At 65.2% G+C, this 21794-nt stretch carries 21 protein-coding genes and 1 riboswitch; of the genes, 4 read left to right on the top strand and 17 right to left on the bottom strand.

The genetic code is table 11. The features are described from left to right. Positions 1 to 15: 15 nt before the first annotated feature. Positions 16 to 711: a glutathione S-transferase family protein gene (locus XH81_RS33085; RefSeq protein ID WP_028145585.1), complete on the bottom strand. Its 696-nt coding sequence runs from the start codon at positions 709 to 711 to the stop codon at positions 16 to 18. Between the two features lie 181 nt (positions 712 to 892). Between XH81_RS33085 and XH81_RS33080 the strand changes: the two genes are divergently transcribed. Further along, the gene (locus XH81_RS33080; protein WP_049824295.1) at positions 893 to 2449 is read left to right on the top strand and encodes an outer membrane protein; all 1557 of its coding nucleotides are present in this window, start codon (positions 893 to 895) and stop codon (positions 2447 to 2449) included. Between the two features lie 64 nt (positions 2450 to 2513). Here XH81_RS33080 and XH81_RS33075 read toward each other — a convergent pair whose 3' ends face one another. The 8 genes from XH81_RS33075 to XH81_RS33040 form a co-directional block, all read right to left on the bottom strand. Further along, positions 2514 to 3164 carry a glutathione S-transferase family protein gene (locus XH81_RS33075; RefSeq protein ID WP_028145583.1) on the bottom strand — a complete coding sequence of 217 codons (651 nt, stop codon included), beginning with the start codon at positions 3162 to 3164 and terminating at the stop codon, positions 2514 to 2516. Between the two features lie 250 nt (positions 3165 to 3414). Continuing rightward, positions 3415 to 3936, bottom strand: a complete 522-nt coding sequence (locus XH81_RS33070; protein WP_028145582.1) for a mismatch-specific DNA-glycosylase — start codon at positions 3934 to 3936, stop codon at positions 3415 to 3417. A 364-nt stretch (positions 3937 to 4300) separates the two neighbouring features. Continuing rightward, a complete protein-coding gene (gene thiC / locus XH81_RS33065) occupies positions 4301 to 6199 on the bottom strand; it encodes a phosphomethylpyrimidine synthase ThiC (protein ID WP_028145581.1) in 1899 nt (632 codons plus the stop codon). A gap of 183 nt (positions 6200 to 6382) precedes the next feature. Next, a complete protein-coding gene (locus XH81_RS33060; protein ID WP_028145580.1) occupies positions 6383 to 6991 on the bottom strand; it encodes a thiamine phosphate synthase in 609 nt (202 codons plus the stop codon). Continuing rightward, positions 6978 to 7760, bottom strand: coding sequence for a thiazole synthase (locus tag XH81_RS33055; RefSeq protein WP_028145579.1), 783 nt, complete (start codon positions 7758 to 7760; stop codon positions 6978 to 6980). The genes XH81_RS33060 and XH81_RS33055 overlap by 14 nt, the downstream gene beginning before the upstream one ends. 171 nt (positions 7761 to 7931) lie before the next feature. After that, complete coding sequence (thiS, locus tag XH81_RS33050) at positions 7932 to 8129, bottom strand: sulfur carrier protein ThiS (RefSeq protein WP_028145578.1); 198 nt, start codon at positions 8127 to 8129, stop codon at positions 7932 to 7934. After that, the gene (locus XH81_RS33045; protein WP_028145577.1) at positions 8120 to 9130 is read right to left on the bottom strand and encodes an FAD-dependent oxidoreductase; all 1011 of its coding nucleotides are present in this window, start codon (positions 9128 to 9130) and stop codon (positions 8120 to 8122) included. The genes thiS and XH81_RS33045 overlap by 10 nt, the downstream gene beginning before the upstream one ends. Continuing rightward, a riboswitch (TPP riboswitch) is annotated at positions 9118 to 9246 on the bottom strand. Its footprint overlaps the gene before it by 13 nt. Before the next feature lie 181 nt (positions 9247 to 9427). After that, entirely contained in the window at positions 9428 to 9985 is a 558-nt protein-coding gene (locus tag XH81_RS33040; protein WP_028145576.1) for a lytic transglycosylase domain-containing protein, read from the bottom strand. A 243-nt stretch (positions 9986 to 10228) separates the two neighbouring features. On the opposite strand from XH81_RS33040, the gene XH81_RS33035 reads away from it, so the two are divergent. Beyond that, positions 10229 to 10444 carry a hypothetical protein gene (locus XH81_RS33035; RefSeq protein ID WP_028145575.1) on the top strand — a complete coding sequence of 72 codons (216 nt, stop codon included), beginning with the start codon at positions 10229 to 10231 and terminating at the stop codon, positions 10442 to 10444. A gap of 1 nt (position 10445) precedes the next feature. On the opposite strand, the gene XH81_RS33030 is transcribed toward XH81_RS33035, so the two are convergent. Both XH81_RS33030 and XH81_RS33025 read right to left on the bottom strand, forming a co-directional pair. After that, a complete protein-coding gene (locus XH81_RS33030; protein WP_028145574.1) occupies positions 10446 to 11768 on the bottom strand; it encodes an ATP-binding protein in 1323 nt (440 codons plus the stop codon). A gap of 14 nt (positions 11769 to 11782) precedes the next feature. Continuing rightward, the gene (locus tag XH81_RS33025; protein WP_028145573.1) at positions 11783 to 12568 is read right to left on the bottom strand and encodes a response regulator; all 786 of its coding nucleotides are present in this window, start codon (positions 12566 to 12568) and stop codon (positions 11783 to 11785) included. 181 nt (positions 12569 to 12749) lie between these two features. Here XH81_RS33025 and XH81_RS33020 point away from each other — a divergent pair, with 181 nt between their 5' ends. Together XH81_RS33020 and XH81_RS33015 are read left to right on the top strand one after the other, a co-directional pair. Then, complete coding sequence (locus XH81_RS33020) at positions 12750 to 13322, top strand: hypothetical protein (protein ID WP_028145572.1); 573 nt, start codon at positions 12750 to 12752, stop codon at positions 13320 to 13322. A 230-nt stretch (positions 13323 to 13552) separates the two neighbouring features. After that, positions 13553 to 14083 (top strand): PRC-barrel domain-containing protein, encoded by a 531-nt coding sequence (locus XH81_RS33015; RefSeq protein WP_018318630.1) that lies wholly within the window; start codon positions 13553 to 13555, stop codon positions 14081 to 14083. 105 nt (positions 14084 to 14188) lie between these two features. Here the strand turns inward: XH81_RS33015 and XH81_RS33010 are convergent, their stop codons facing one another. The 6 genes from XH81_RS33010 to XH81_RS32985 all read right to left on the bottom strand — a co-directional run bounded on the left by XH81_RS33010 (position 14189) and on the right by XH81_RS32985 (position 21744). Beyond that, complete coding sequence (locus XH81_RS33010) at positions 14189 to 15400, bottom strand: ABC transporter substrate-binding protein (RefSeq protein ID WP_028145571.1); 1212 nt, start codon at positions 15398 to 15400, stop codon at positions 14189 to 14191. A gap of 313 nt (positions 15401 to 15713) precedes the next feature. Next, positions 15714 to 16541, bottom strand: a complete 828-nt coding sequence (locus XH81_RS33005) for an ABC transporter permease (protein WP_028145570.1) — start codon at positions 16539 to 16541, stop codon at positions 15714 to 15716. Continuing rightward, a complete protein-coding gene (locus tag XH81_RS33000; RefSeq protein WP_028145569.1) occupies positions 16538 to 17800 on the bottom strand; it encodes an ABC transporter permease in 1263 nt (420 codons plus the stop codon). Before XH81_RS33000 ends, XH81_RS33005 begins: the two co-directional genes overlap by 4 nt. 22 nt (positions 17801 to 17822) lie before the next feature. Next, a complete protein-coding gene (locus XH81_RS32995) occupies positions 17823 to 18881 on the bottom strand; it encodes an ABC transporter substrate-binding protein (RefSeq protein ID WP_028145568.1) in 1059 nt (352 codons plus the stop codon). 48 nt (positions 18882 to 18929) lie between these two features. Then, positions 18930 to 20039: an ABC transporter ATP-binding protein gene (locus XH81_RS32990; protein WP_028145567.1), complete on the bottom strand. Its 1110-nt coding sequence runs from the start codon at positions 20037 to 20039 to the stop codon at positions 18930 to 18932. Between the two features lie 136 nt (positions 20040 to 20175). Further along, positions 20176 to 21744: a DUF4403 family protein gene (locus XH81_RS32985; RefSeq protein WP_271596762.1), complete on the bottom strand. Its 1569-nt coding sequence runs from the start codon at positions 21742 to 21744 to the stop codon at positions 20176 to 20178. Positions 21745 to 21794 lie beyond the last annotated feature (50 nt).

Raw genomic sequence — 21794 nt, 5'->3', positions numbered from 1 at the left:
CTGCGCTAACCCACCCTACGATTTTCCGATCGCCGCATGAATCCGCTCGCAATGCGCGACGAGATTCTTCTGCGCATCGACGAACGCCTTCAGCGGCGTCGGGATCGGAAAATAATAGATGTTCGCGACGAAGCCGTAGATGCCGGCATCGACGCTCGTTGGCGCGGCGCCGTGCACGAAGCCCGCGGCGGGCACGATTTCGGCCAGCACCTGCAAATCGGCGAGCCCGCGCGCGTAAGCCTGCTCCGGCGTGTAGCGGCCGATGCCCTGGTAATGATAGCGCTGCGCATTATACGCCTTCGCCTTCTCGAATCCTTCTGCACTCACTTGCGGATGTTGCGCGATGAAGCCGTCGCGGAACGCCGGATAATAGCGCTCGTCCTTCCAGCGCGAATACGACATCACCCAATAGAGATCGTCGAGCATGCGCGTGACGAGGAGATTGGTGCGGCGCTGCTCGCTCGAGAGCGCGGCATCGATCGTCAGGCGATATTTCGCGATCACATGCGCGATGATCGCCTCGCTGTCGCCGATGGCCTCACCGTCGTCGACGATGTAGGGCAGCTGCCCGCGCGGCGCGGCGGAGGCGTCGAAGATGTGCTCGTGCACGAGCGGCACGCCCGCGAGCTTGAGGAAGGCGTAGACCTTGAGGCCATAGCCGTTGTTGTCGGCAACGCCGAACAGTTGCGGGTAGGAATAGAGGGTCAGCATGGGCGGGCTCCCTTCCACCCGGAGTCGTATCGCCGCAGTGACAGGCTTGCAACAGTCCGGCGCCTTGTGGGCGGTGTCGTTCGATCGGAGGACGCGAGGTATCGCCCGTTCGCAGTATGGATTCGGCCTGAAATTATTGCGCCAGGGCCCCGACATGCGATGCTCACTGACCCGCCGAAACATGCCGGCATTGTCTTTCGGCGGCGCGCTTCTGGTCGGGCTCGCCTTTGCAGCATCGGCACAGGCTGCGGATATCGCGGTAAAGCCCCTCACCAAGGCGCCGCCGGTCGCGATCTCGTCGTGGACCGGCTTCTATGCCGGCCTCGGCCTCGGCTTCCGATCGACCGCCGCCGACCTCACCACCACATCGGTATTCGAGGACGGCATTCCCCGTGACATCAGCGATGCCGTCGTCAGTCAGCCGTTCGACGGCCCGGGCCTTCGCGTCAATCCCTATGCCGGCTTCAATTGGCAGGTGGCGCCGAGCTGGGTCCTCGGCGTCGAAGGCGATGTGGGTTTTGGTCGCCAGACCACCATCCTCCAGGGGTTTCGCGCCTCGCCGCGGGCCGGCTCGTCCAGCTTCCTCGTCGACAGCCTCGCACTCACGGCCGGCTGGGATGCGAGCCTGCGCGGCCGCGCCGGCTATCTCCTGACGCCCGCGACAATGGCTTATGTGACGGGCGGACTTGCCTGGCAGCAATTCGACGTCACCTCGGTCTGTGTTGGCGCCACCTGCAACAATGCGCTGCCTGCCGTGGTGTCGAACTCCGCCACCAGAACCGGGTGGACGCTCGGGGGCGGCCTCGAGACCGCGCTGTGGGGCAACTGGCTGCTGCGCGCCGACTATCGCTACGCCGATTTCGGCACCACGCCGTTCACCATGGCACGCACCAGAAGCGGCGCGGGGCCCGCGCTGACGGTCGACAATTTCGACACCAGGCTGCGGACCCACACGGCGAGCGTCGGCCTCGCCTACAAGTTCGGTGCTCCCGTCACCAGCGCCGGTTCGCATCCGCTGCAAGCGCAGGCCGCCATGCTGCCGTCCTGGACCGGTGCGTATCTCGGCCTTGGTCTCGGTGCGCGCGCCACGCGCACCGACCTGACCGCTACATCGGAGACGATCGGCGGCTTTGCGTTCGACCTCGCAGAGCGCGCCAACAACCGGCCGATGGACAACACCGCGTTCCGCGCCAGCCCTTATGCCGGTTATCTCTGGCAGCTCGCCTCGCAATGGACCGCCGGCGTGGAGGGCGATTTTGGTTTTGCCGACCGCACCACCACGCGCGAAGGTTTTACCAGCGTCCATCTCGCCGACTCCCAGGCGCGCGGCGAGAGCCTGTCGATCCGCAGCCGCTGGGACGCATCCTTGCGCGCGCGCGGCGGCTATCTCGTGAGCCCGCAGACCATGCTCTATGCCACCGCCGGCGCGGCCTGGCAGAACTTCGAGTTGACCTCGACCTGCACCAGCCGCAACTGCAGCGGCTTCTTCGCGCTGTCGTCGCCGATCATCAATTCGTCGACCACGAAGATGGGCTGGACGCTCGGTGGCGGCCTGGAGACAGTCGTGTGGGGCAACTGGCTCGCGCGCGCCGAATACCGCTATGCCGATTACGGCAAGTCCGGCTTCACCGTCGCACGGTCGAGCGGCCGGGCCGAGTTCGATCCGTCCGTCAACACCTACGACGTCGCGATGCGGGCGCATCTGGCGACGTTCGCCATGACGTATCGGTTTCAGTGAGGCGGCGCGAGACGGTTGCAGGATTATGCCGAGGGACATTCGCGCAGCCCGGGGCTAATCCACCCTACGACTGTGATGCAGCCTTGAACACCGCCAGCTGCGCGTCGAACGCGCGCCGGAACGCCGGCCGCGCTTCACCGCGCGCGACATAGGCGGCGATGTCAGGATATTCGTCCAGCAGGCCGGATGTGTTCAGCCGCCGCAGCACCGTCACCATCACGAGATCGCCGGCGCTGAAGGCGCCATCGAGCCAGTCGGCACCACTGATGTGGCGGGACAGTTCGCCGAGCCTGGTACGGACGCGCTCCTCGAGCATAGGCAGCCGCTCCGCGTACCAGCTCCTGTCGCGCTCGAACAGCATGGCCATGCCGAGCTCGACGATCGGCGGCTCCACCGTGCTCAGCGCGGCGAACATCCACGCGATCGCGCGGGCGCGGGCATTGGCGTCCTTCGGCAGCAGGCCGGCATGGCGCTCGGCGATATGCAGCACGATCGCGCCCGACTCGAACAGAGTGAGGTCGCCATCCTCATAAGTCGGGATCTGCCCGAACGGATGCCGCGCGCGATGCGCCGGCGCCTTCATCGGGGCGAACGAGAGGAGCCGAACGTCATAGGGCTGCCCGACCTCCTCGAACGCCCAGCGAACCCGCATGTCGCGCGCTTGGCCCCGGCCGCGGTCGGGGGAGCTTTCGAAGGCAGTGATGGTGGGGGGCATAAGTGGCTCCATGTGGCGCGCGTTTGGTTCGAGGACGAACGGGCAGCGCGGATTCCGACAACGGTTCGTTCCTTCTCCCGCGTGTAGCCAAACAAACGGTGTCGTCCCGGCGAACGCCGGGACCCATACCGCGTGATTTATCTGTTGCGGTTGGTCCCCTTCCCGAAACGAACAGTCTTCGCCAAACCCCTCCCTGTGGTTATGGGTCCCGGCGTTCGCCGGGACGACGGCGGAGTGTGACGCGCCGTTGTCAGCTCACCTCACGACCAATCCACGCCGCAAGCTCCCGCCACGGCTCCAGAGTCCAACTCCCCGACGCAGCACCGGACGGCGAGGGCAGCACAAAAATCTCCGGCCAGCTTGCATCCGACAGCTGCCGCCCCAGCGCAATCCCGCTCGACGGCCTGCCATAAAACAAGCTCGCCGCCTTCTTGCTCGTGAACGCAATCGTCCGCGGCCGATACTTGTCCATCTTCGCCCTGAAGCCCGATACGTCGATCGTCTCAGCCGCGATCTGGTGATCCATCCCGGCGCCCGACTTGGAGAGATCGGTGAAGCCGATGCCGAGCTCGATCAGCGATGCGAATTCGCTTGGCTGATACCGCCGCGGCGTGATCCCGGCCTCATGGATCGCGCGCCAGAAGCGGTTGCCGGGATGGGCGTAGTAGTGCCCGACCGCGGCCGAGCGCGTCGAGGCGGCGGTGCCGACGAAGACGAGGCGGAGGTTGGGGCGGAGTTGGTCGGGGAGGCGGTGGGGGGCGGACCCGGGCATGTCGCGTCTTGGTGATCGTTTGATGCAACGAAAACGAAGAAAAGGGGCATTTTTGTTTGCTGCGTCCCATGCTCGCCGCGCTAGTGCCTCAGCGCATCTGAAGGCTTGTTCGTATTCGTGAACGCAGCAATCAAGAGGGGATTTTGGTTGCGCCGAATTTTGGAATCCCGTTGAGCTGCGCTTCCTGCCGCGAGAGCCATTCCAGAGTAATTCCTAGTGACGAAATTCCTGCCATCGACAGCGGTTTGCGCGCAACTCTTGCAAAACGAACAAGAAAGATCGGATCGTGTCGCGTTCTGGTTGCGCCTATAATGGTCGGGAAGCGCGTCTCCCGACCATTTTTCGACCTTCGGTCGGGTAACCCTCACAACACCCGATTGCTCTCCTTCACCTTCTCCGCATCCAGATAAACGCTGCTCCCCATCTCCTTGAACTTCGCGCTCATCTTCGCCATGCCGTCCTCGGCCGTGCCGCTCAGCGACATGCCCACCGAGTTCGGATCATTCAGCGTCGCCGCATAGTCCCGCACGTCCTGCGTGATCTTCATCGAGCAGAACTTTGGTCCGCACATCGAGCAGAAATGCGCGACCTTGTGGGCTTCCTTCGGCAGGGTCTCGTCGTGGAAGTTTTTCGCGGTGTCGGGGTCGAGGCCGAGGTTGAACTGATCGCTCCAGCGGAAGTCGAACCTCGCGCGGGAGAGGGCGTCGTCGCGGAGTTGCGCCGCCGGGTGGCCCTTGGCGAGATCGGAGGCGTGAGCTGCGATCTTGTAGGTGATGACGCCGACCTTGACGTCGTTACGATCGGGCAGGCCGAGATGCTCCTTCGGCGTGACGTAGCAGAGCATGGCGCAGCCGAACCAGCCGATCATGGCCGCACCAATCCCTGACGTGATGTGGTCGTAGCCCGGCGCGATGTCGGTGGTCAGCGGTCCAAGCGTGTAGAACGGCGCCTCGCCGCACTCCTTGAGCTGCTTGTCCATGTTGATCTTGATCTTGTGCATCGGCACGTGGCCGGGACCTTCGATCATGACCTGGCAGCCCTTGTCCCACGCGATTTTTGTCAGTTCGCCGAGCGTTTCGAGTTCGGCAAACTGTGCGCGATCATTCGCGTCGGCGATCGAGCCCGGACGCAATCCATCGCCCAACGAGAAGGAGACGTCGTACTTGCGCATCAAGTCGCAAATTTCGTCGAAGTGGGTGTAAAGAAAACTCTCCTTGTGATGCGCCAGGCACCACTTCGCCATGATCGAGCCGCCACGCGAGACGATGCCGGTGACGCGGCTGGCGGTGAGGTGGATGTATTGCAGGCGCACGCCGGCGTGGATGGTGAAATAGTCGACGCCCTGCTCGCACTGCTCGATCAAGGTGTCCTTGTAGAGCTCCCAGGTCAGCTTGACCGGATCGCCGTTGCACTTCTCCAGCGCCTGGTAGATCGGCACGGTGCCGATCGGCACCGGCGAGTTGCGCAGGATCCATTCGCGGGTGGTGTGGATGTTGCGGCCGGTCGAGAGGTCCATCACGGTGTCGGCGCCCCAGCGGATCGCCCACACCATCTTCTCGACCTCTTCCTCGACCGACGACGTCACCGCGGAGTTGCCGATATTGGCGTTGATCTTGGTGAGGAAGTTGCGGCCGATGATCATCGGCTCGAGCTCGGAATGGTTGATGTTGGAGGGGATGATGGCGCGGCCGCGCGCGATCTCGTCGCGCACGAACTCCGGGGTAATGAAGGCAGGCACCGAGGCGCCGAAGCTTTCGCCGTCGGCGAGGGCGGCTTCCGCGCGCTCGAGCTGCTGCTTGCGGCCGAGGTTTTCGCGCGCGGCGACGTAGATCATCTCCTTGGTGATGATGCCGGCGCGGGCGAATTCGAGCTGCGTGATCTTGTGGCCGGGAAGGCCCCGCAGCGGCTGGTGATAGGCGCTGAAGGCGCGCGCGGCGTTGTCGGTGGAGACGCTGCCATTGTCCTCCGGCTTGATCTGCCGGCCCTGATATTCCTCGACGCCGCCACGCTCCAGCACCCAGGCTTTGCGGTTGCGGGCAAGGCCGGCGTTGACGTCGATGGTGACGCTCGGATCGGTGTAGGGGCCGGAGGTGTCGTAGACCGGCAGGTTCGGCTCGCCGGCGCCTTCCGACAGGATGATCTCGCGCAGCGGTACGCGCAGGTCGGGCGCGGCGTCGGGGGAGGCGAAGATCTTTCGCGAGGAGGGAAGGGGGCCGGTGGTGACGGCGGGGATGGCTTTTTCGGGGTTGGAGCGGATGTTCATGGGGATCCTCCGGTTTAATTCGTTGATGTCGCTGTGCGAGAGGCAATTACCGCTGTCATCCCCGCGAAGGCGGGGATCCAGTAGTCCGCGGCGGTGCGCTGGAGCCGAGAAGCCGCGGCGTACTGGATCGCCCGGTCAAGCCGGGCGATGACAGCGGAGTGTGGGGTGAGAGCGGAGCGCACATCACGCAGCCTCCGTGGACAGGCCAAGCCATTGCCGCACGCGGGCATCGGGGTCGGCGTTTTGCGTCACGTCGGACACCACCGCGATAGAATCCGCGCCCGCCGCAAAGATCTCCGCGGCTTGCTCGAACTTGATGCCGCCGATCGCGACCAGCGGAATGGTGCCGATGCGCTTCTTCCACTCCGTGATCCTCGGGATGCCCTGCGGCTCGAAACGCATCGATTTGAGCGTGGTGAAGAAGATCGGGCCGAGCGCGACGTAGTCGGGCTTTGCCTTGAGTGCGGTTTCAAGCTCGGCATCGTCATGGGTGGAGATGCCGAGCGAGAGGCCGGCCTCGCGGATGGACTTGAGGTCGGCTTCCACCAGATCCTCCTGACCGAGATGCAGGTACTTCGCGCCGGCGACGACGGCGGCGCGCCAATAGTCGTTCACGACCAGCTTGGCTTGCGTGTCCTTGGTGATCGCCAGCGCGTCGGTGACGATCTGCAGCGCGTCGGCGTCGTTGAGCTCCTTGGCGCGCAGCTGGATGGTGCCGACGCCAAGCTTTGTCAGCCGCTCGACCCATTTGAGGCTGTCGACGACGGGATAAAATCGATCAGGATACGGCATGCCAGAACGGAGTCCCAACGACAGGGGTGGAGGGGGAGGCGAAGTCGCGGGCGTTCATCAGCCCGGCTTCATAAGCGGTGCGGCCGGCATCGCAGCCGAGGCGGAAGGCTTTTGCCATCGCGACGGGATCGGCGGCTTTTGCAATTGCGGTGTTGAGCAGCACGGCGTCATAGCCGAGCTCGAGCGCCTGCGCCGCGTGGCTGGGAGCGCCGAGGCCGGCGTCGACCACCAGCGTGATATCGGGCAGGCGCTCGCGCAGCAGCTTCAACGCGTCGCGATTGGTGATGCCCTTGGCGCTGCCGATGGGAGCGGCCCACGGCATCACCACCTTGCAGCCGGCATCGACCAGGCGGTTGGCGACCGAGAGATCCTCGGTGCAATAGGGGAACACTTCAAAGCCGTCCTTGATCAGGATGCCGGCGGCTTCGACCAGGCCGACGACATCGGGCTGCAGCGTGTCGTTGTCGGCGATGACTTCGAGCTTGATCCAGCTCGTGCCGAACAATTCACGGGCGAGCTTTGCCGTGGTCACGGCCTCGCGCACGCTGCGGCATCCCGCGGTGTTCGGCAGCACCGTGACATCGAGCTCCCGGATCAGATTCCAGAACGCGTCCCCGGTCTTGCCGCCGGCGGATTCGCGCCGCAGCGACACCGTGACGATGTTCGAGCCGGAGGCGCGGATCGCTTCCTGCATGATCGCCGGCGAGGGGTAGAGCGCGCTGCCGATCAGCAGGCGGGAGGCGAAAGTCTTGCCGTAGAAGGTCACCATGTTGACGGTGTCTCCTCAAATGCAGTTGTCATCCCCGCGAAGGCGGGGATCCATACCGCGTGATTTCTCCTGGGGCACGCGGGGAGAGACTGAGCGCCATAACCGCTCCCTGGGGTTATGGGGCCCCGCCTTCGCGGGGACGACAAGTGGATAGAGCGTGCCACCATCACCTCACCCTCCCTGCCGCGGCGTGATGATCTCGATCTCGTCGCCGGCCTTCAGTGCCGTCTCGGCCCAGCGGCTTTTCGGCACGACGTCGTAGTTGAGCGCGATCGCGAAATGGGTGCCCTCGTAGTCGAGCTCCGAGAGCAGCGCATCGACGCTTCCCGAAGTCACCTCGCGCTGCTCGCCGTTGACGATCAAACGCATTGCATCACCTCGTTGTCGATCTGGCCGCGCTCGACATAGGCAAGCGTCAGCTCGGCGAGCGCCGGCGCGATCAGGAAGCCGTGACGATAGAGGCCGTTGACGCTGATCCTGCGGCCGCGAATGCCGATGCGCGGCAGATTGTCGGGATAGGCGGGACGAAGCCCGGAGCCGAATTCGACGATGCGGGCTTCGCCGAACGCCGGGTGCACGGCGTAAGCGGCGCCCAAGAGCTCCAGCGCGGAGCGGACGCTGACGCCGGTGTCCTCGGCTTCGATCGAGGTCGCGCCCAGCATGAACAGATTGTCCTCGCGCGGAATCACGTAGAGCGGCCAGCGCGGATGCATCAGCCGCACCGGGCGCGCAAGCTGCACTTCGCTGGTCTCGATCAGGATCATCTCGCCCTTGACGCCGCGAAGCTCGCTCTGCTCGTCGCGGGCGCCAAGGCCGCGGCAGTCGATCACGATGCCGTCGAGATCCCCGGCTGCGACGTCGCTGGAGAACTTGATGGTGCCGCCGGCGGCGCGGATGCGCTCGTGCAGCTGCGGCAGCACGCGGCGCGGCTCGACATGGCCCTCGGCCGGGAAGAACAGCGCGTCGCGGAAGCGGCCTTCCAGCGATGGCTCGAGCGCGGCGAGGCCTGAGGCATCGAGCCGGCGGTGGTCCTCGGTCATGCGCGCAAAGCGCTCGAAGTCGCTGCGTTCGCGCGGATGGGCGACGACCAGCGAGCCGTTGAACGGCGTATCGGGCAGCTCGCGCCGCCAGAGGTCGAGCGAGCGCAGCCCCAGGCGGCTGATGATGGGTTCGGCGACCTCGGCCTCGCAATAGGGCGCGAGCATGCCGCCGGCCCAATGGCTGGTGGCGTCCGTCATCGCCTCGTCACCGCGCTCGTGCAAGGTCACGGCATGGCCGGCCTGCGCGAACAGCAGGGCTTGCCAGGCACCCGCGATGCCTGCGCCGATGATGGATACCGGTGAATCCTGTCGCTTGGTCGTTTGCAACATCCCTGTCCCTTCGCCGGCATGACCCGGATCAGGTTCAAAGGGTCACCGCGGTCCTGGGCGGTATTGCCCATTTAGCGGTATCTCAGCTCCTCCTCGGAGCACCCCTCGGAACGGCTCTAATGTAGGACAGTGGGGCGGGGTGGTCAACGCGTGTTGACGGGAACTGCAGCCGTGCCCCGGACGCAGCGCATCACGCAGGGGTGCGCTGCTGAGCCGGGGCCCATGCTGATGCAGGGATGCGGGGTCCCGGCTCTGCGCAGCAACGCTTCGCGTCGCAGCGCGTCCGGGACATGGGAGTTATTTCAGCGCCTGCGCCCGCGCGTTGCGGACGCGCTGGGCCAGCTTCTTATGCGGGACGCTGTCGAACATCGGCTGCGGGTTGCCATTCGGCTCGAGCCAGGGTTGGCCCATATTGCCCATATTGGTAACGCCCATATTGGCGATCTGCACGGTCTCCTGCCGCTGCCGCTTGGCGGCGTAGTAATAGCCGCCGGCGAAATAACGCACGGCCCGGGCGTGGTCGCCATTGGCGGCGCGATAGGCGCCGGCGAGATATTTCACGGCATAGGTGAGGTTGGTGTCGGGATCGCGCAGACCGGCGGCGTCGCCGGTGTAGCCGACCCCGCGGGCGGTCGCGAGCTTGATCTGCATCAGCCCGATGGTGCCGCCGCGGCCGACGAGGTGTGGCTGGTAGCGGCTCTCGCGCATGATCACGCGATGCACCAGCGCTTCCGGCACGCCGTTGGCGCGGGCATGAGCCGCGACCATCTCGGCATATTCAGCTTCACCCGCGATTGCGGCCTGCGGCAATGTCAATCCGGCCGCGAGCAGCGCGGCAATGCGTACAATTTTCATCAGATATCCCTGAGGTCCCCTAGAGTGACCTGCGCCCAGTCGTCGTTAGGCCTTCCGAACGCGGCGATGATGTGACCAAACGCCGCCATCGCCCGATTTTGCGGTGCCGAGCCGCTGTTACGACTCAAAGCTGGCGCAAGAGAGCTTCGGGGGCGGACGACCCCCGCTCGCGGCAGCACGCCTGTCTATTCGCGCGTGCCAGCGAAAGCGAGTAAGAAGACGCTGCAAATCGGGAGAGGTGCCATGACAAAATCAAACATGGCCAGGCTGTATGCCGGCGACATCCCCAGACAAAACCCCTGTGCCCAATGCGGCACGCCGATCCCGCAGCCTGACTGGATCGAGCCGGGTGAGGGGCGCGTCTCCTATCTCTGGAATTGCCACGCCTGCAATTATCGTTTCGAGGCCGTGGCCATCTTCGACGAGACCGCCATCGAGCACCCGCCGCTCGCGGCTTGAGTCAGGCGGCGAGCCGCGGCTGCTGCCAGAGCGGCAATTGCATCCGTACGATTAGTCCATGTGGGTTGCGGTCGTGCAGCGACAGCTCGCCGCCATGGGCGAGCGCGATAGCGCGCGCGATCGACAGGCCGAGCCCGAAGCCGGTGGATTCGTCCATGGTGCGCGCATCGTCGCCGCGCACGAACGGCTCGAGCATCTCCTGCTTGCGCGAATCTGAAATGCCGGGGCCGTCGTCCTCGACGTCGATGACGAGCGTGGTGCCCGAGATGTCGAGGCGGATCGTCACCTCGGCGCCAAAGCGCACGGCGTTCTCGACCAGGTTGGTGACGCCGCGATGCAGATCGTCGGGCCGCGCGGCGGCGGTCATGGACGCCGGCCCGTCATAATGCACGACATGGCCCATGTCGCCGAACTGGTCGGCGACGAGCTGGAGCGTGCTGGCGATGTCGACCAGCGTCACGGCTTCGACCTTGCGGTCGTTGCGCAGCAGCGACAGCACCGATTCCAGCATCGCGCGCATCTGGTCGAGATCGACCAGCATGCGCTTGCGGTTGCCCTCGTCCTCGATGAATTCGGCGCGCAGGCGCAGCCGCGTGATCGGCGTGCGCAGATCGTGGCTGATCGCAGCGAGCATCCTGGTGCGATCCGACATCAGGCGGGCGATCCGTTCATGCATGCGGTTGAGCGCGCGCGCCACCGAGCGGATCTCTTCCGGGCCGCGCTCCGGCAGCGGCTCCGCCCCGCCATCGAGGCTGAAATTCTCGGCGGCCTTGGCGAAGGACGACAGCGGAGCGGCCAGCGCGCGCACCGCCCACAGCCCGAGCACGCTGACGCAGATGAAAGCCGACATCAGCGCCATCAGCCACGGCGCGCCCCAGAACCATGGCCGCGGCCCGCCCTCGACATGCCCGGCGATCATGGTGCCGTCGGGCAACGCGACGCCGACGCGGGATACTGTGCCGTCCGAGGTCAGCTGGACCGCCCGGTAGCCGCGCCCGAGATGACGGCGCATCCCGCGCAGGTGCTGATTGTCGTTCTCCTCGACGCTTGCGGTGCCGGGCGCGAGCATTTCGATGCCGAGCTTGGGGAAGGCGCGCGCGAGATCGGCGACGAGGCGCGGACGCTCGCCGGCCTCGGCCGAGCCGAGCAGCAGCGCGGCATCGGTCAACTGATGCGCGCCGTCCGGCGGCGTGTCGGGGCGGTCGGGCCGGCTGATCAGGAAGGCGGTGGTGACGACGAGATGGAGCGCGACCGTCGAAGCCAGCACCAGCGCGGCGATCTGCCCGCCGATCCCCTTGAGGTGGAAGAATCCGAACGGCTTCATCCTCGGCGCCCGCTTCAACTGCTCAGGGGCGCCGCAACCGCTTCAGTGCTCGCTGCTTGAGGGCTTGCTGCTTGAGGGCCTGCAACCTGCGTTCGCGGCGTGAACAGATAGCCGCCGGAGCGCACCGTCTTGATGAGGGTGGGATCGGCCGGATTGGGCTCGATCTTGCGGCGGATGCGGCTGACCAGCACGTCGATGGAGCGTTCGAACGATCCGGTGTTGCGGCCCTGCGTGAGGTCGAGCAGGCTGTCGCGTGACAGCACGCGGCCGGGCCGTTCGCAGAACGTGCGCAGGAGATCGAATTCGGCGCTGGTCACCGCGACGCGCGCGCCTTCCGGATTGCGCAGCTCGCGCAGCCGCAGGTCGATGTGCCAACCCTCGAAGGTGAGCGTGCTCGCGCCTTCGATCGAGCTTGCCGCTTGAGCCGCGGCCTGGCGGCGCAGCACGGCGTTGATGCGGGCGAGCAGCTCGCGCGGGTTGAATGGTTTCGGCAGATAGTCGTCCGCGCCCATCTCGAGGCCGACGATGCGGTCGACGTCCTCGCCGCGCGCGGTCAGCATGATGATCGGCGTCTGCGCCTCGGCACGCACCTTGCGGCACAGGCTGAGGCCGTCCTCGCCGGGCAGCATGACGTCGAGGATGATGAGGTCGACGCGGTGATCGGCCATGGCGCGCGACATCTCGCGGCCGTCGCTCACGGCGGTGACGTTGCAGGCGTTGTTGCGCAGGTACTTCGCAATCAACGTCCGGGTTTCGCGGTCGTCTTCGACGACCAGGATGTTGGGATTGGGAATGGCCATGCGCTTTGTTTGTCCAGGATTCGGGCCAAATGGCGAAGATTTTTGTTTCGGATTGTTTCTGGTTGGCTTCCCGCAACAGGCGGCAATCGCGCCGTCGCGAAAGGGCAAGGTCTCGTTAAGGCCGTTAACCATAGCGTGGCGTGGTCCGCGACGAAACCCCCGCAAAATCCAAGGAGCCATCATGACCTCGATTTCGGCGGCCTCCGCCGGCAACCACCAGTCGCCGCTTCAGCGGCTGCAGCAGGAATTGCAATCGGAAGTGTCCGCCGGCACGATCTCGTCTTCGGACCAGTCGGCGCTCTCGACGGCGCTGACCGACATCGACACGGCACTCCAGCAGAGCCGGTCGAGCGACCAGTCCAGCGGCACGCGCCCCTCCAAGGACGAGATGCAGTCGAAGATCGACGACCTCATCTCGAAAGAGGTGTCGAACGGCACGCTGACCTCGGACCAGGCCGAGGAGCTGAAGAACGTGTTTCAGTCCGCCTTCGCGAACGGTCCGGGCGGGGCGGGCGGCCTCGGTGGTGCAGGCGGACCTCCGCCCGGTCCGCCGCCGGACGACAGCTCCACGGATTCGGCGTCGTCCACGGATTCGACCAGCAGTACCTCCAGCGACCAGACCACCGCCGAGATCCTCCAGCAGTTCCTGCAGGCGCTGCAGCAGTCGCAATCATCGAGCCCGTCCTACGGCGCCAACGGCGGCTCGTCCGGCAATTCCGACTTCTCCGCGCTTCTGATCGACTACAAGAGCTGACCCTGAGCGACGCGGGTCGGCGCGGGTCCTCGCCGCGATCATGCTTCACCCAGGGCGCATGATCGTCGGCGGGGAACCGTGCGCCGCAAAATGTTCCTGGGTGACGCAGGAACAGTCCCTGCGAGGTTTGCGCGCTCGCGCATAGCGCGACGAAATTGCGGCGCGCACGGAACTGCGTGTGATCAGCGCTGTTTTCTCTACACGAGTTTTTCTGTGAAGGAGAGGACAACATGCTGACGAAATCCATCGCCGCCGGCCTCGCCGGCACCGCACTGCTTGCGACCGTGGCGTTCGCGCAATCGCCGACCGCCACCACCGACAAGGCGCCGACCGCGGCCACCGCGACGACGGCCACCACGACCGCTTCCGGCGAGTGGCGTACGTCGAAAATGTCGGGCCTGAAGGTCTATAACGAGGCCAACGAGAACATCGGCTCGATCAACGAGCTGCTGATGGACAAGAGCGGCAACGTCAAGATTGCCGTGATCGGCGTCGGCGGCTTCCTCGGCATGGGCGAGCATCTGGTCGCCGTGCCCTATGAGAAATTGAAGTTCGTCAACGAGGCCGTCGCCTATACCGGCACCGGCACGAACCCGGGCGCCAAGCCCGCCGCGTCCACCACGACAGGCGCTGCGACCGGCACCGACAGGCCGGCTGCGACCACGACGTCGTCCACCTCGAAGTGGTATCCGGACCATGCCGTGTTCAATGCCAGCAAGGACGAGCTGAAGAACATGCCGGAGTTCAAGTACGCGGAGTAATGCAGCCCGCGTAACTGCCTAAACGAAGCGCGCCTGGTTTTCGCCGGGCGCGCTGTCGTGTCTATTTCTTACCTCGTCCCGCTAGCGGGGCGAGGGAGACGGCTCTCAGTGCGTCACCAGCGGGCAGCCGCCCTTGTCGAGCGGGCGGAAGGCCTCGTCGCCGGGCACGGTGGCGATCAGCTTGTAGAGGTCCCACTCGCCCTTGGATTCCTCGGGCTTCTTGACCTCGAACAGATACATGTCGTGGACCATGCGGCCGTCGATGCGGATCTTGCCGTTCCTGGCGAAGAAGTCGTTGACCGGCGTCTTGCGCATCTGCTCCATCACCTTCGGCGCCTCGTCGCTCTTGATGGCGTCGATCGCCTTCAGATAGTGCATGGTCGCCGAGTAGAGCCCGGCCTGGATCATGGTCGGCATGTGGCCGACCTTCTCGTTGAAGCGCTTGGAGAAGGCGCGAGTCTCCTCGTTCATGTCCCAGTAGAAGGCGTCGGTGACGATCAGGCCTTGCGTCGCCTTGATGCCGAGCGAATGCGTGTCGGTGATCTCCTGCAAGAGCGCGATCATCTTCTGGCCGCCCTGCGTCAGGCCGAACTCGGACGCCTGCTTCAGTGCATTGGTGGTGTCGCCGCCGGCATTGGCCAATGCGACCACCTTGGCCTTGGAGGCCTGGGCCTGGAGCAGGAAGGAGGAGAAGTCCGACGAGTTGAGCGGATGGCGGACTTCGCCGAGCACCTTGCCGCCGCTCTCCTTGACGACGTTGGCGGCGTCGCGCTGCAGCGCCATGCCGAAGGCGTAGTCGGCGGTGACGAAGAACCAGCTGTCCTCGCCGCGTTTCACCATCGCCTTGCCGGCGACGTTTGATAGCGCATAGGTGTCGTAGGTCCAGTGCACGGTGTTGGGCGAGCAGGCGGTGCCGGTGATGTCGGACGAGCCGCCCCCCGAATTGATGTGGATCTTGTTCTTCTCGCGCGTCAGGGCCGAGACCGGCAGCGCCACCGACGACGTCGGAACGTCGAAGATCGCGTCGACCTTGTCGTTGTCATACCAGTTGCGGGCGATGTTGACGCCGACGTCGGGCTTGTTCTGGTGATCGGCCGCGACCACGGCGACCGGCTTGCCGGCGGCCTTGGCGCCGTAATCGGCGACCGCCATCTCGACCGCGGCGAGCGAGCCCTTGCCGGTCGCGTCGGCATAGAGGCTCGACATGTCCGTGAGCACGCCGATCTTGACGACGTCGTCGGAAATCTGCGCCTGCGCCGTGCCGGACGTTGCGGCGAGAGCGAGACCGGCCGCGACGGCGGCGATGAGTTTTTGCATGGTTGTTCTTCTCCCTGTGTGTTGTTATTCGGGCTTTTGTTGCGGGGACTGTTCTAGCGACAATCAGTCACGGCAGCTAAGCGGTGTGCGCCATAGCGGAATGCAAAAAGAGAAGGGGCGGGCGGTGTTCCCCTTCGCCTCTCTCCGCGAAGCAGGATCAGCGGGATCAGGATCGTAGGGTGGGCAAAGGCGCACTTGCGCCGTGCCCACCATCTCACCAACATTGCGATAGAAGCGTGGGCACGCTTCGCTTTGCCCACCCTACGATACTGCCGCCGTCCTTGCTGGGAAGGAGAGAAGTCACGCCCGGCTCTCAGCCGCCACCCTTGAGCCGTTCATTGCGGCGGCGCAGGCCTTCGAGGGTGGCGAGGAGGATCACCGAGACCGTCGTCAAAATGACCGCCGCTGCCGTGATCGTCGGGCTGATGTTCTCGCGGATGCCGCTGAACATTTCGCGCGGCAGGGTGCGCTGTTCCGGACCTGCCATGAACAGAACGATTACCACCTCGTCGAAGCTGGTCGCGAAGGCGAACAGTGCGCCCGAAGCGAGGCCGGGCAGGATCAGCGGCAGGATCACGCGGCGGAACGCCTCGAGCGGCGAGGCGCCGAGCGAGGCGGCGGCGCGGGCCAGATTGGTGTCGAAGCTCTGCAGCGTCGCGCCGACCGTGATCACCACGAAAGGCGTCGCCAGCGCGGTGTGGGCCAGGATCAAGCCGAGATAGCTGCCGGTCAGTCCGATCGGCGCGAAGAAGAAATACAGGCCGACCGCGGTGATGACACCGGGGACGACGACCGGCGACAGCACGAAGGCCAGCACGAGCGGTTTGAACCGGCTCTTCCACTGCGCCAGACCGAGCGCGGCCAGCGTGCCGAGCACCATGGACAGCAGCGTCGAGGCGACGCCGATGATCATGCTGTTCTTCAGCGAATTCATCCAGCGCGGCGAATTGAGGAAGTCGTCGTACCAACGCAACGACAGGCCCGGCAGCGGATAGGTCAGGTACGAGCCCGAGCTGAAGGACAACGGCATGATCGCCAGGATCGGCGCGATCAGGAAGATGAACACCAGCGTGGAGACAATGATGGTCGCGGTCCACGCGATGCGCTGGCTGGGCGTGCGGAGGGGAGCATTGTCGCTCAATTCTTCATCCCTCCCGTGACCTGCTGGCCCTGCACCAGCTTGCCGTAGACCAGTGCCAGCAGAAGGGTGGCCAGCAGCAGCACCGCACCGAGCGCCGAAGCAAGGCCCCAATTGGCGGTTTCGGTGGTGTAGAGCGCGATGAAGTAGCTGATCATCTGATCGGCGGCGCCGCCGACGAGCGCAGGTGTGATGTAATAGCCGAGCGCCAGGATGAACACGAGCAGGCTTCCCGCGCCGATGCCGGGCAGGGTCTGCGGCAGGTAGATTCGCAGGAAGGCGGTGACCGGTGGCGCGCCGAGCGAGGCCGCGGCACGCATGTAAGCCGGCGAGATCGCCTTCATGCTGCTGTAGAGCGGCAGGATCATGAATGGCAGGAGAACGTGGGTCATCGCCACGCAGACACCGAAGCGGTTGTAGATCAGGCGCAACGGCTCGTCGATGATGCCGAGCCAGTGCAGGCTGTCGTTCACGACGCCCTTGCTCTGCAGCAGCACGATCCAGGCGCAGGTGCGGACCAGGAGCGAGGTCCAGAACGGCAGCAGGACGAAGATCATCAGCAGGTTCGAGCGGCTCGGCGGCAGCGTCGCCAAGAGGTAGGCGACCGGGAAGCCGAGGATCAGGCAGAGTACGGTGACGCTGAGGCTGATGATGAAGGTGCGGGTGAACAGGCTGCGATAGATGGCCTGGTCCGGCGGGGCCGCGACGATCACGCCGTCGACGTTCCTGACAAGGTCGAGCGCCGCCAGAAGGTAGAAGCCCGTGACCGGGCCACTGGCATCCCGGATTGTCGTCCAGGTCGTGCGTTCGCGCCAGGCCGGATTGATCTTGCCCAGCGTCTCCTTGGCCGTGCCGGGCTCGGGCATCGTCTTCAGATTGCGTGCCGTGCTGGTCAGGATCGTGCGAAAACCGTTGAGTGCGTAGTTCAGCCGCTTGGCCGCAATCGCAATGGTGCCGGAGGCGCGCGCCGCCATGATGTCGCTTGCCAGCGCAGCAAAGGCTTCTTCGGCCGGCAGGTCCTTGCCGTCCCAGCTGGCGAGAGCGGCGATCGTCTGGGGCAGAACCTGACGCACTTCCCGGTCATCGACCGCGCGCCACAGCATGCCGGCGATGGGGCCTGCGAAGGTGAAGAGCAGGAAGACGAGAAGCGGCGCGACCAGCGCCAATGCCTTGACCTGGCGTGCCCGCTCTGCGCGCCGCAATCGGCGCTTGAGCGGCACCTCGGTCGACGCATTGGCGCCGGACAGGAGCGCATCCGTCATTCGTCGAGCCTTGCCGGGCGCGCTATTTCGCGGCCCATTTGTTGAAGCGTTCGGTCAGGCGGTCGATGTTCTCGAGCCAGAACGCAACGTTGATCTCGACCGCATTCTTGATGTTGTCAGGCGCGGTCGGCAGGTCCTTCAGAACGGCCGGCGCGAGCCGCCCGGCTGCGTCCTTGTTCGAGGTGCCATAGGAGATATTCTCCGACAGTTTCGACTGGTTCTCCGCCTTGCCTGCGAAGTCCAGGAACTTGTAGGCGGCGTCCTTGTTCGGGCTGCCCTTCAGGATGACCCAGCTGTCGAGGGTGAACAGCGCGCCGTCCCAGACCATGCCGAAGTTCTTCTTCTCATTCTTGTTCGCGGTGTCGATGCGGCCATTATAGACCGAGGTCATCGCGACTTCGCCGGAGGCGAGCAGTTGCGGCGGCTGGGCACCGGCCTTCCACCACACGATGTCGCCCTTGATGGTGTCGAGCTTCTTGAACGCGCGCTCGACGCCTTCGTCGGTCGCCAGCACCTTGTAGACGTCCTTCGGCGCGACGCCGTCGGCCATCAGAGCGATCTCCAGCGTGGTCTTCGGGCCCTGACGCAGGGCGCGCTTGCCCGGAATCTTCTTGGTGTCGAAGAAGTCGGCCCAGCCCTTGGGCGCTTCCTTCAGCTTGTCCTTGTCATAGCCGAGAACAAAGTCATAGAGGATGGCGCCGACGCCGCACGGATTGACCGACGGCGGGATGTAGGCGGCCTCGCCGCCGATCTTGGAATAGTCCAGCTTCTCGAACAGGCCTTCCTCGCAGCCGACCGCGAGTTCGTCGCTCTCGACCTGGACGACGTCCCAGGTGGCGGCGCCGCCCTGCACCTTGGCACGCAGCACGCCGACGCCGCCGTCCCAGGATTCATCGTTCATGGCAATTCCGGCCGCCTTCCTGAACGGCTCGAAATAGGCCTTCTTCTGGGCATCCTGATACGCGCCGCCCCACGACACGACGGTGAGGTCGCGCGCCTGCCCGACCGTGGCCAGCGCGGCGCTAGCGGTGAAGGCCGCGGCGAAACCCAGAGCAATCTTGCCAATCTTGCGCTTCAGCATGGTCATGGTTCCTTCTTCATGTGCGTTGCGTTGAGTTCGATCGCTGGATCAGACGGGATCGAGGGCGAGGCAGTCCTCGGGGTGAAAGGTGACGAACACGTTTGCACCGTGTGTCAGGCTGTCATGTGCGCCGGGCTGAAGCTTGACCATGAACTCGGCATTTCCCGAGACATCGAGCACGGCCAGCGCGTGGTCGCCGAGATAGATGGTGTTCTGCACCCTGGCCGGCAGCCGGTTCGGTCCGTCGCTGGAGGTGCCGTCCGGGATAATGGTGATCCGCTCCGGCCGCACCGACAGCGAGGTCGATGCGCCCGCGCCTGATACATTGACCGCCCGTGCGGTGACAGTGCCGCCGCCAGCCAGCGCGACGCGGCAATAGTCCTTGTCGACCGTCTCGACGGTGCCGGCCAGCACATTGTTCTCGCCGATGAAATGGGCGACGAAGCTGTTCACCGGATGCTCATACAGCGCGTCGGGCTTGTCGATCTGCTGCACGATGCCGTCGTTGAACACGGCGATGCGGTCCGACATGGTGAGCGCTTCACTCTGATCGTGGGTGACGTAAACGACGGTGATGCCCATCGTCTCGTGCAGTTGCTTGATCTCCAGCTGCATCTGCTCCCGCAGGCGCTTGTCGAGAGCGCCCAGAGGCTCGTCCATCAGCACGAGCTGCGGATTGAAGACCAGCGCGCGGGCCAGCGCCACGCGCTGCTGCTGACCGCCGGACAGCTGTCCGGGCCGCCGGTGCGCCAGGTTTTCCATCTTGATCATGCGTAACGCCGATCCAACGCGTTCCTGCACGTCCGCCTTGTTCGTCTTGCGAACGGATAGCGGGAAGGCAATATTCTCCGCGATCGTCAGGTGCGGAAACAAGGCATAGTTCTGGAACACCATGCCGATGTCGCGCTTGTGCGGCGGCATGTTCTTGATCGGCCGGCCCGCGAGGTAGATCTCGCCTTGGGTCGGAACCTCGAAGCCGGCCAGCATCATCAGCGTGGTCGTCTTGCCCGAGCCCGACGGGCCGAGCAGGGTGATGAACTCGCCCTTCCTGATGTCGAGATCGAGGTTCTTCACCACGAGATGCTCGCCATCATAGGTCTTCTGAATGCCGGAAAAGCGCACCAGTGCCGGCGCAGGCGTGACCATGCCGGCTTCCATGTTGACCTCGCGTTTACCCACTACAGTGCCGTCGGCACCTCATTCGAGGTTGCGAGGAACAGCTTAGCATCCTCCGATCAGAATGCCAGCGGCGCAACCGATCAAGAGGCGTCCAAGCGCGGCGAATGAAGGCGAGCTACATCCCCGACAGCTTCGTCACCGACACATTCAGCGTGCCGCCGGCTTCCGCGACCACGCGCAGCGTCTTGGAATCGAAGGCGATGTCGGCGAGCGTCAGGCTGTCGATCTTGGCGTCGACCTTGACGCCATCCTCGCTTTTCTGGAAGTCGGCGATGACGCCAGCGATCTTCTCGCGCGCGTTGGCGGCGATCGGCTTCAGGTCGAGCGTCGCCCTCTGCAGCAGTGCTTGCTGCATCTGCGGCACCACCGCGCGCGCCGCGGCACCCAGCAGGCCGAAGGCGGCTTCCGATTCCACAGCAAGCTGGATGTCGGTGAGCCGCAGCGTCTGCTGCCCCTGGTCGAGCACCGGCCGGCCCCAGATGTGCACGGTCGCCTCGGCGCCGAGACCGAGCCAGCTCTTCTTTTCCTTGGCGCGCACCAAAAGCGAGATCAGCAGGCGCTCGCCCGACGGGACCACGTTGACGCTCTTGACGGTCACGTCGACCGGGCCGGAGCCGTCCTCGGGATAGGTGTGGCCGACCATCTGCGCGGCGATCAGCTTGTTGATCTCGGTGAAGGGCACGTCGATGGGCACGCCGATGCTCACGCCGGTGCCGGTCGGCGGCACGATCGAGATCTTGTCGGGGAACGGGCAGTCCGGCTTGGTCTGCGTCGACGTCACGCGCGTCTCCGCTTCCAGCCCCATCAGCAGCGTCACGGCCTGGGCATCGACGCGCGGCTGCGCGGCAATGGCGCGGATCGGCTTCATCTCCAGCCAGAGCGGCGGAAGCGCGGCCGAGGAGCCCGAGCCCTGCAGCGGGATCGAGCGGCAGGCCTTGGCCCATTGCAGCTTCGCATTCTCCCGCAGGCTCGGATCGTTGCGGATGCGTTCGGAGATGATGTTGATCTGCTCGCCGACATTCTTGTCGATCAGCGGCTTGACCTGCGCCGGCACGTTGACCTTGGCGCCGGCGACGTTGAGGTTGGTGTCGCCGAGATTGACCTGGGCGCCGAGATTGGGCTCGATATGCCAGTTGGCCGCGAGCTTTGGCCGCGAAGTGACGATCACGTTGCCCTTGATCTCAGCGCTGGCGTTGAGATTCTTGATGTTGACCGCGCCGATCCGTTTCGCTGCGTCACCGCCGAGCACGCCGCTGAGCGCATCGCCGAGCGCGCCGGTGGCTTTCGAGGACAGCGAGCCCGTCACGTTCAGCTTGCCGCTGAGCGGTGTCGAGATCGTCAGCACGTCCTTGTCGCCGGCAGCTGCCATCGGCCCGCGCACGGCGGTCCAGCCGATGTCGGCGTTCTCCAGGATTTGCGAGATCGGGTTGTCGGCCTTCCCTGCGAAATTGCGCGGGGCAGCCTTCTCGGCCTGGTCGCGGATCGCCGACAGCGCGATGGCGACTGGTGCCACGACGATCGAGCTCTTCGCGACCGGCGGCAACGGCGGCAGTTGCGCCACCGGCGGCGCGGAATTCGTCGCACGCGGCGACAGCCAGTCCATGGCCTTCAAGCTGATGAAGAACGACGCCGCGAGCACTACGACGGCGATCGTGATGGTCTTCAGATTCAACGTCAGTCGCATCGATCCCCCAAGCCGCCCCGGCAGGGATTCTACAGGGCAGGCGAGGAGGG

The sequence above is a fragment of the Bradyrhizobium sp. CCBAU 25360 genome, from assembly GCF_028128695.1.
In the GTDB taxonomy this organism is placed as follows: Bacteria; Pseudomonadota; Alphaproteobacteria; order Rhizobiales; family Xanthobacteraceae; genus Bradyrhizobium; species Bradyrhizobium ottawaense.
Note: the sequence above shows the minus strand (reverse complement) of the source record. Positions and strands in the feature narration are given on the sequence as shown.

Bases quoted from the DNA above. Each gene is read 5' to 3' on its own strand.
- XH81_RS32995 (WP_028145568.1), bottom strand. From the start codon at position 18,881: ATGCTGAAGCGCAAGATTGGCAAGATTGCTCTGGGTTTCGCCGCGGCC.
- XH81_RS33080 (WP_049824295.1), top strand. From the start codon at position 893: ATGCCGGCATTGTCTTTCGGCGGCGCGCTTCTGGTCGGGCTCGCCTTT.
- XH81_RS33060 (WP_028145580.1), bottom strand. From the start codon at position 6,991: ATGCCGTATCCTGATCGATTTTATCCCGTCGTCGACAGCCTCAAATGG.
- XH81_RS33015 (WP_018318630.1), top strand. From the start codon at position 13,553: ATGCTGACGAAATCCATCGCCGCCGGCCTCGCCGGCACCGCACTGCTT.
- XH81_RS33025 (WP_028145573.1), bottom strand. From the start codon at position 12,568: ATGGCCATTCCCAATCCCAACATCCTGGTCGTCGAAGACGACCGCGAA.
- XH81_RS33045 (WP_028145577.1), bottom strand. From the start codon at position 9,130: ATGTTGCAAACGACCAAGCGACAGGATTCACCGGTATCCATCATCGGC.
- XH81_RS33010 (WP_028145571.1), bottom strand. From the start codon at position 15,400: ATGCAAAAACTCATCGCCGCCGTCGCGGCCGGTCTCGCTCTCGCCGCA.
- XH81_RS33070 (WP_028145582.1), bottom strand. From the start codon at position 3,936: ATGCCCGGGTCCGCCCCCCACCGCCTCCCCGACCAACTCCGCCCCAAC.
- XH81_RS32985 (WP_271596762.1), bottom strand. From the start codon at position 21,744: ATGCGACTGACGTTGAATCTGAAGACCATCACGATCGCCGTCGTAGTG.
- XH81_RS33040 (WP_028145576.1), bottom strand. From the start codon at position 9,985: ATGAAAATTGTACGCATTGCCGCGCTGCTCGCGGCCGGATTGACATTG.
- XH81_RS33020 (WP_028145572.1), top strand. From the start codon at position 12,750: ATGACCTCGATTTCGGCGGCCTCCGCCGGCAACCACCAGTCGCCGCTT.
- thiS (WP_028145578.1), bottom strand. From the start codon at position 8,129: ATGCGTTTGATCGTCAACGGCGAGCAGCGCGAGGTGACTTCGGGAAGC.
- XH81_RS32990 (WP_028145567.1), bottom strand. From the start codon at position 20,039: ATGGAAGCCGGCATGGTCACGCCTGCGCCGGCACTGGTGCGCTTTTCC.
- XH81_RS33035 (WP_028145575.1), top strand. From the start codon at position 10,229: ATGACAAAATCAAACATGGCCAGGCTGTATGCCGGCGACATCCCCAGA.
- XH81_RS33075 (WP_028145583.1), bottom strand. From the start codon at position 3,164: ATGCCCCCCACCATCACTGCCTTCGAAAGCTCCCCCGACCGCGGCCGG.
- XH81_RS33000 (WP_028145569.1), bottom strand. From the start codon at position 17,800: ATGACGGATGCGCTCCTGTCCGGCGCCAATGCGTCGACCGAGGTGCCG.
- XH81_RS33085 (WP_028145585.1), bottom strand. From the start codon at position 711: ATGCTGACCCTCTATTCCTACCCGCAACTGTTCGGCGTTGCCGACAAC.
- thiC (WP_028145581.1), bottom strand. From the start codon at position 6,199: ATGAACATCCGCTCCAACCCCGAAAAAGCCATCCCCGCCGTCACCACC.
- XH81_RS33030 (WP_028145574.1), bottom strand. From the start codon at position 11,768: ATGAAGCCGTTCGGATTCTTCCACCTCAAGGGGATCGGCGGGCAGATC.
- XH81_RS33055 (WP_028145579.1), bottom strand. From the start codon at position 7,760: ATGGTGACCTTCTACGGCAAGACTTTCGCCTCCCGCCTGCTGATCGGC.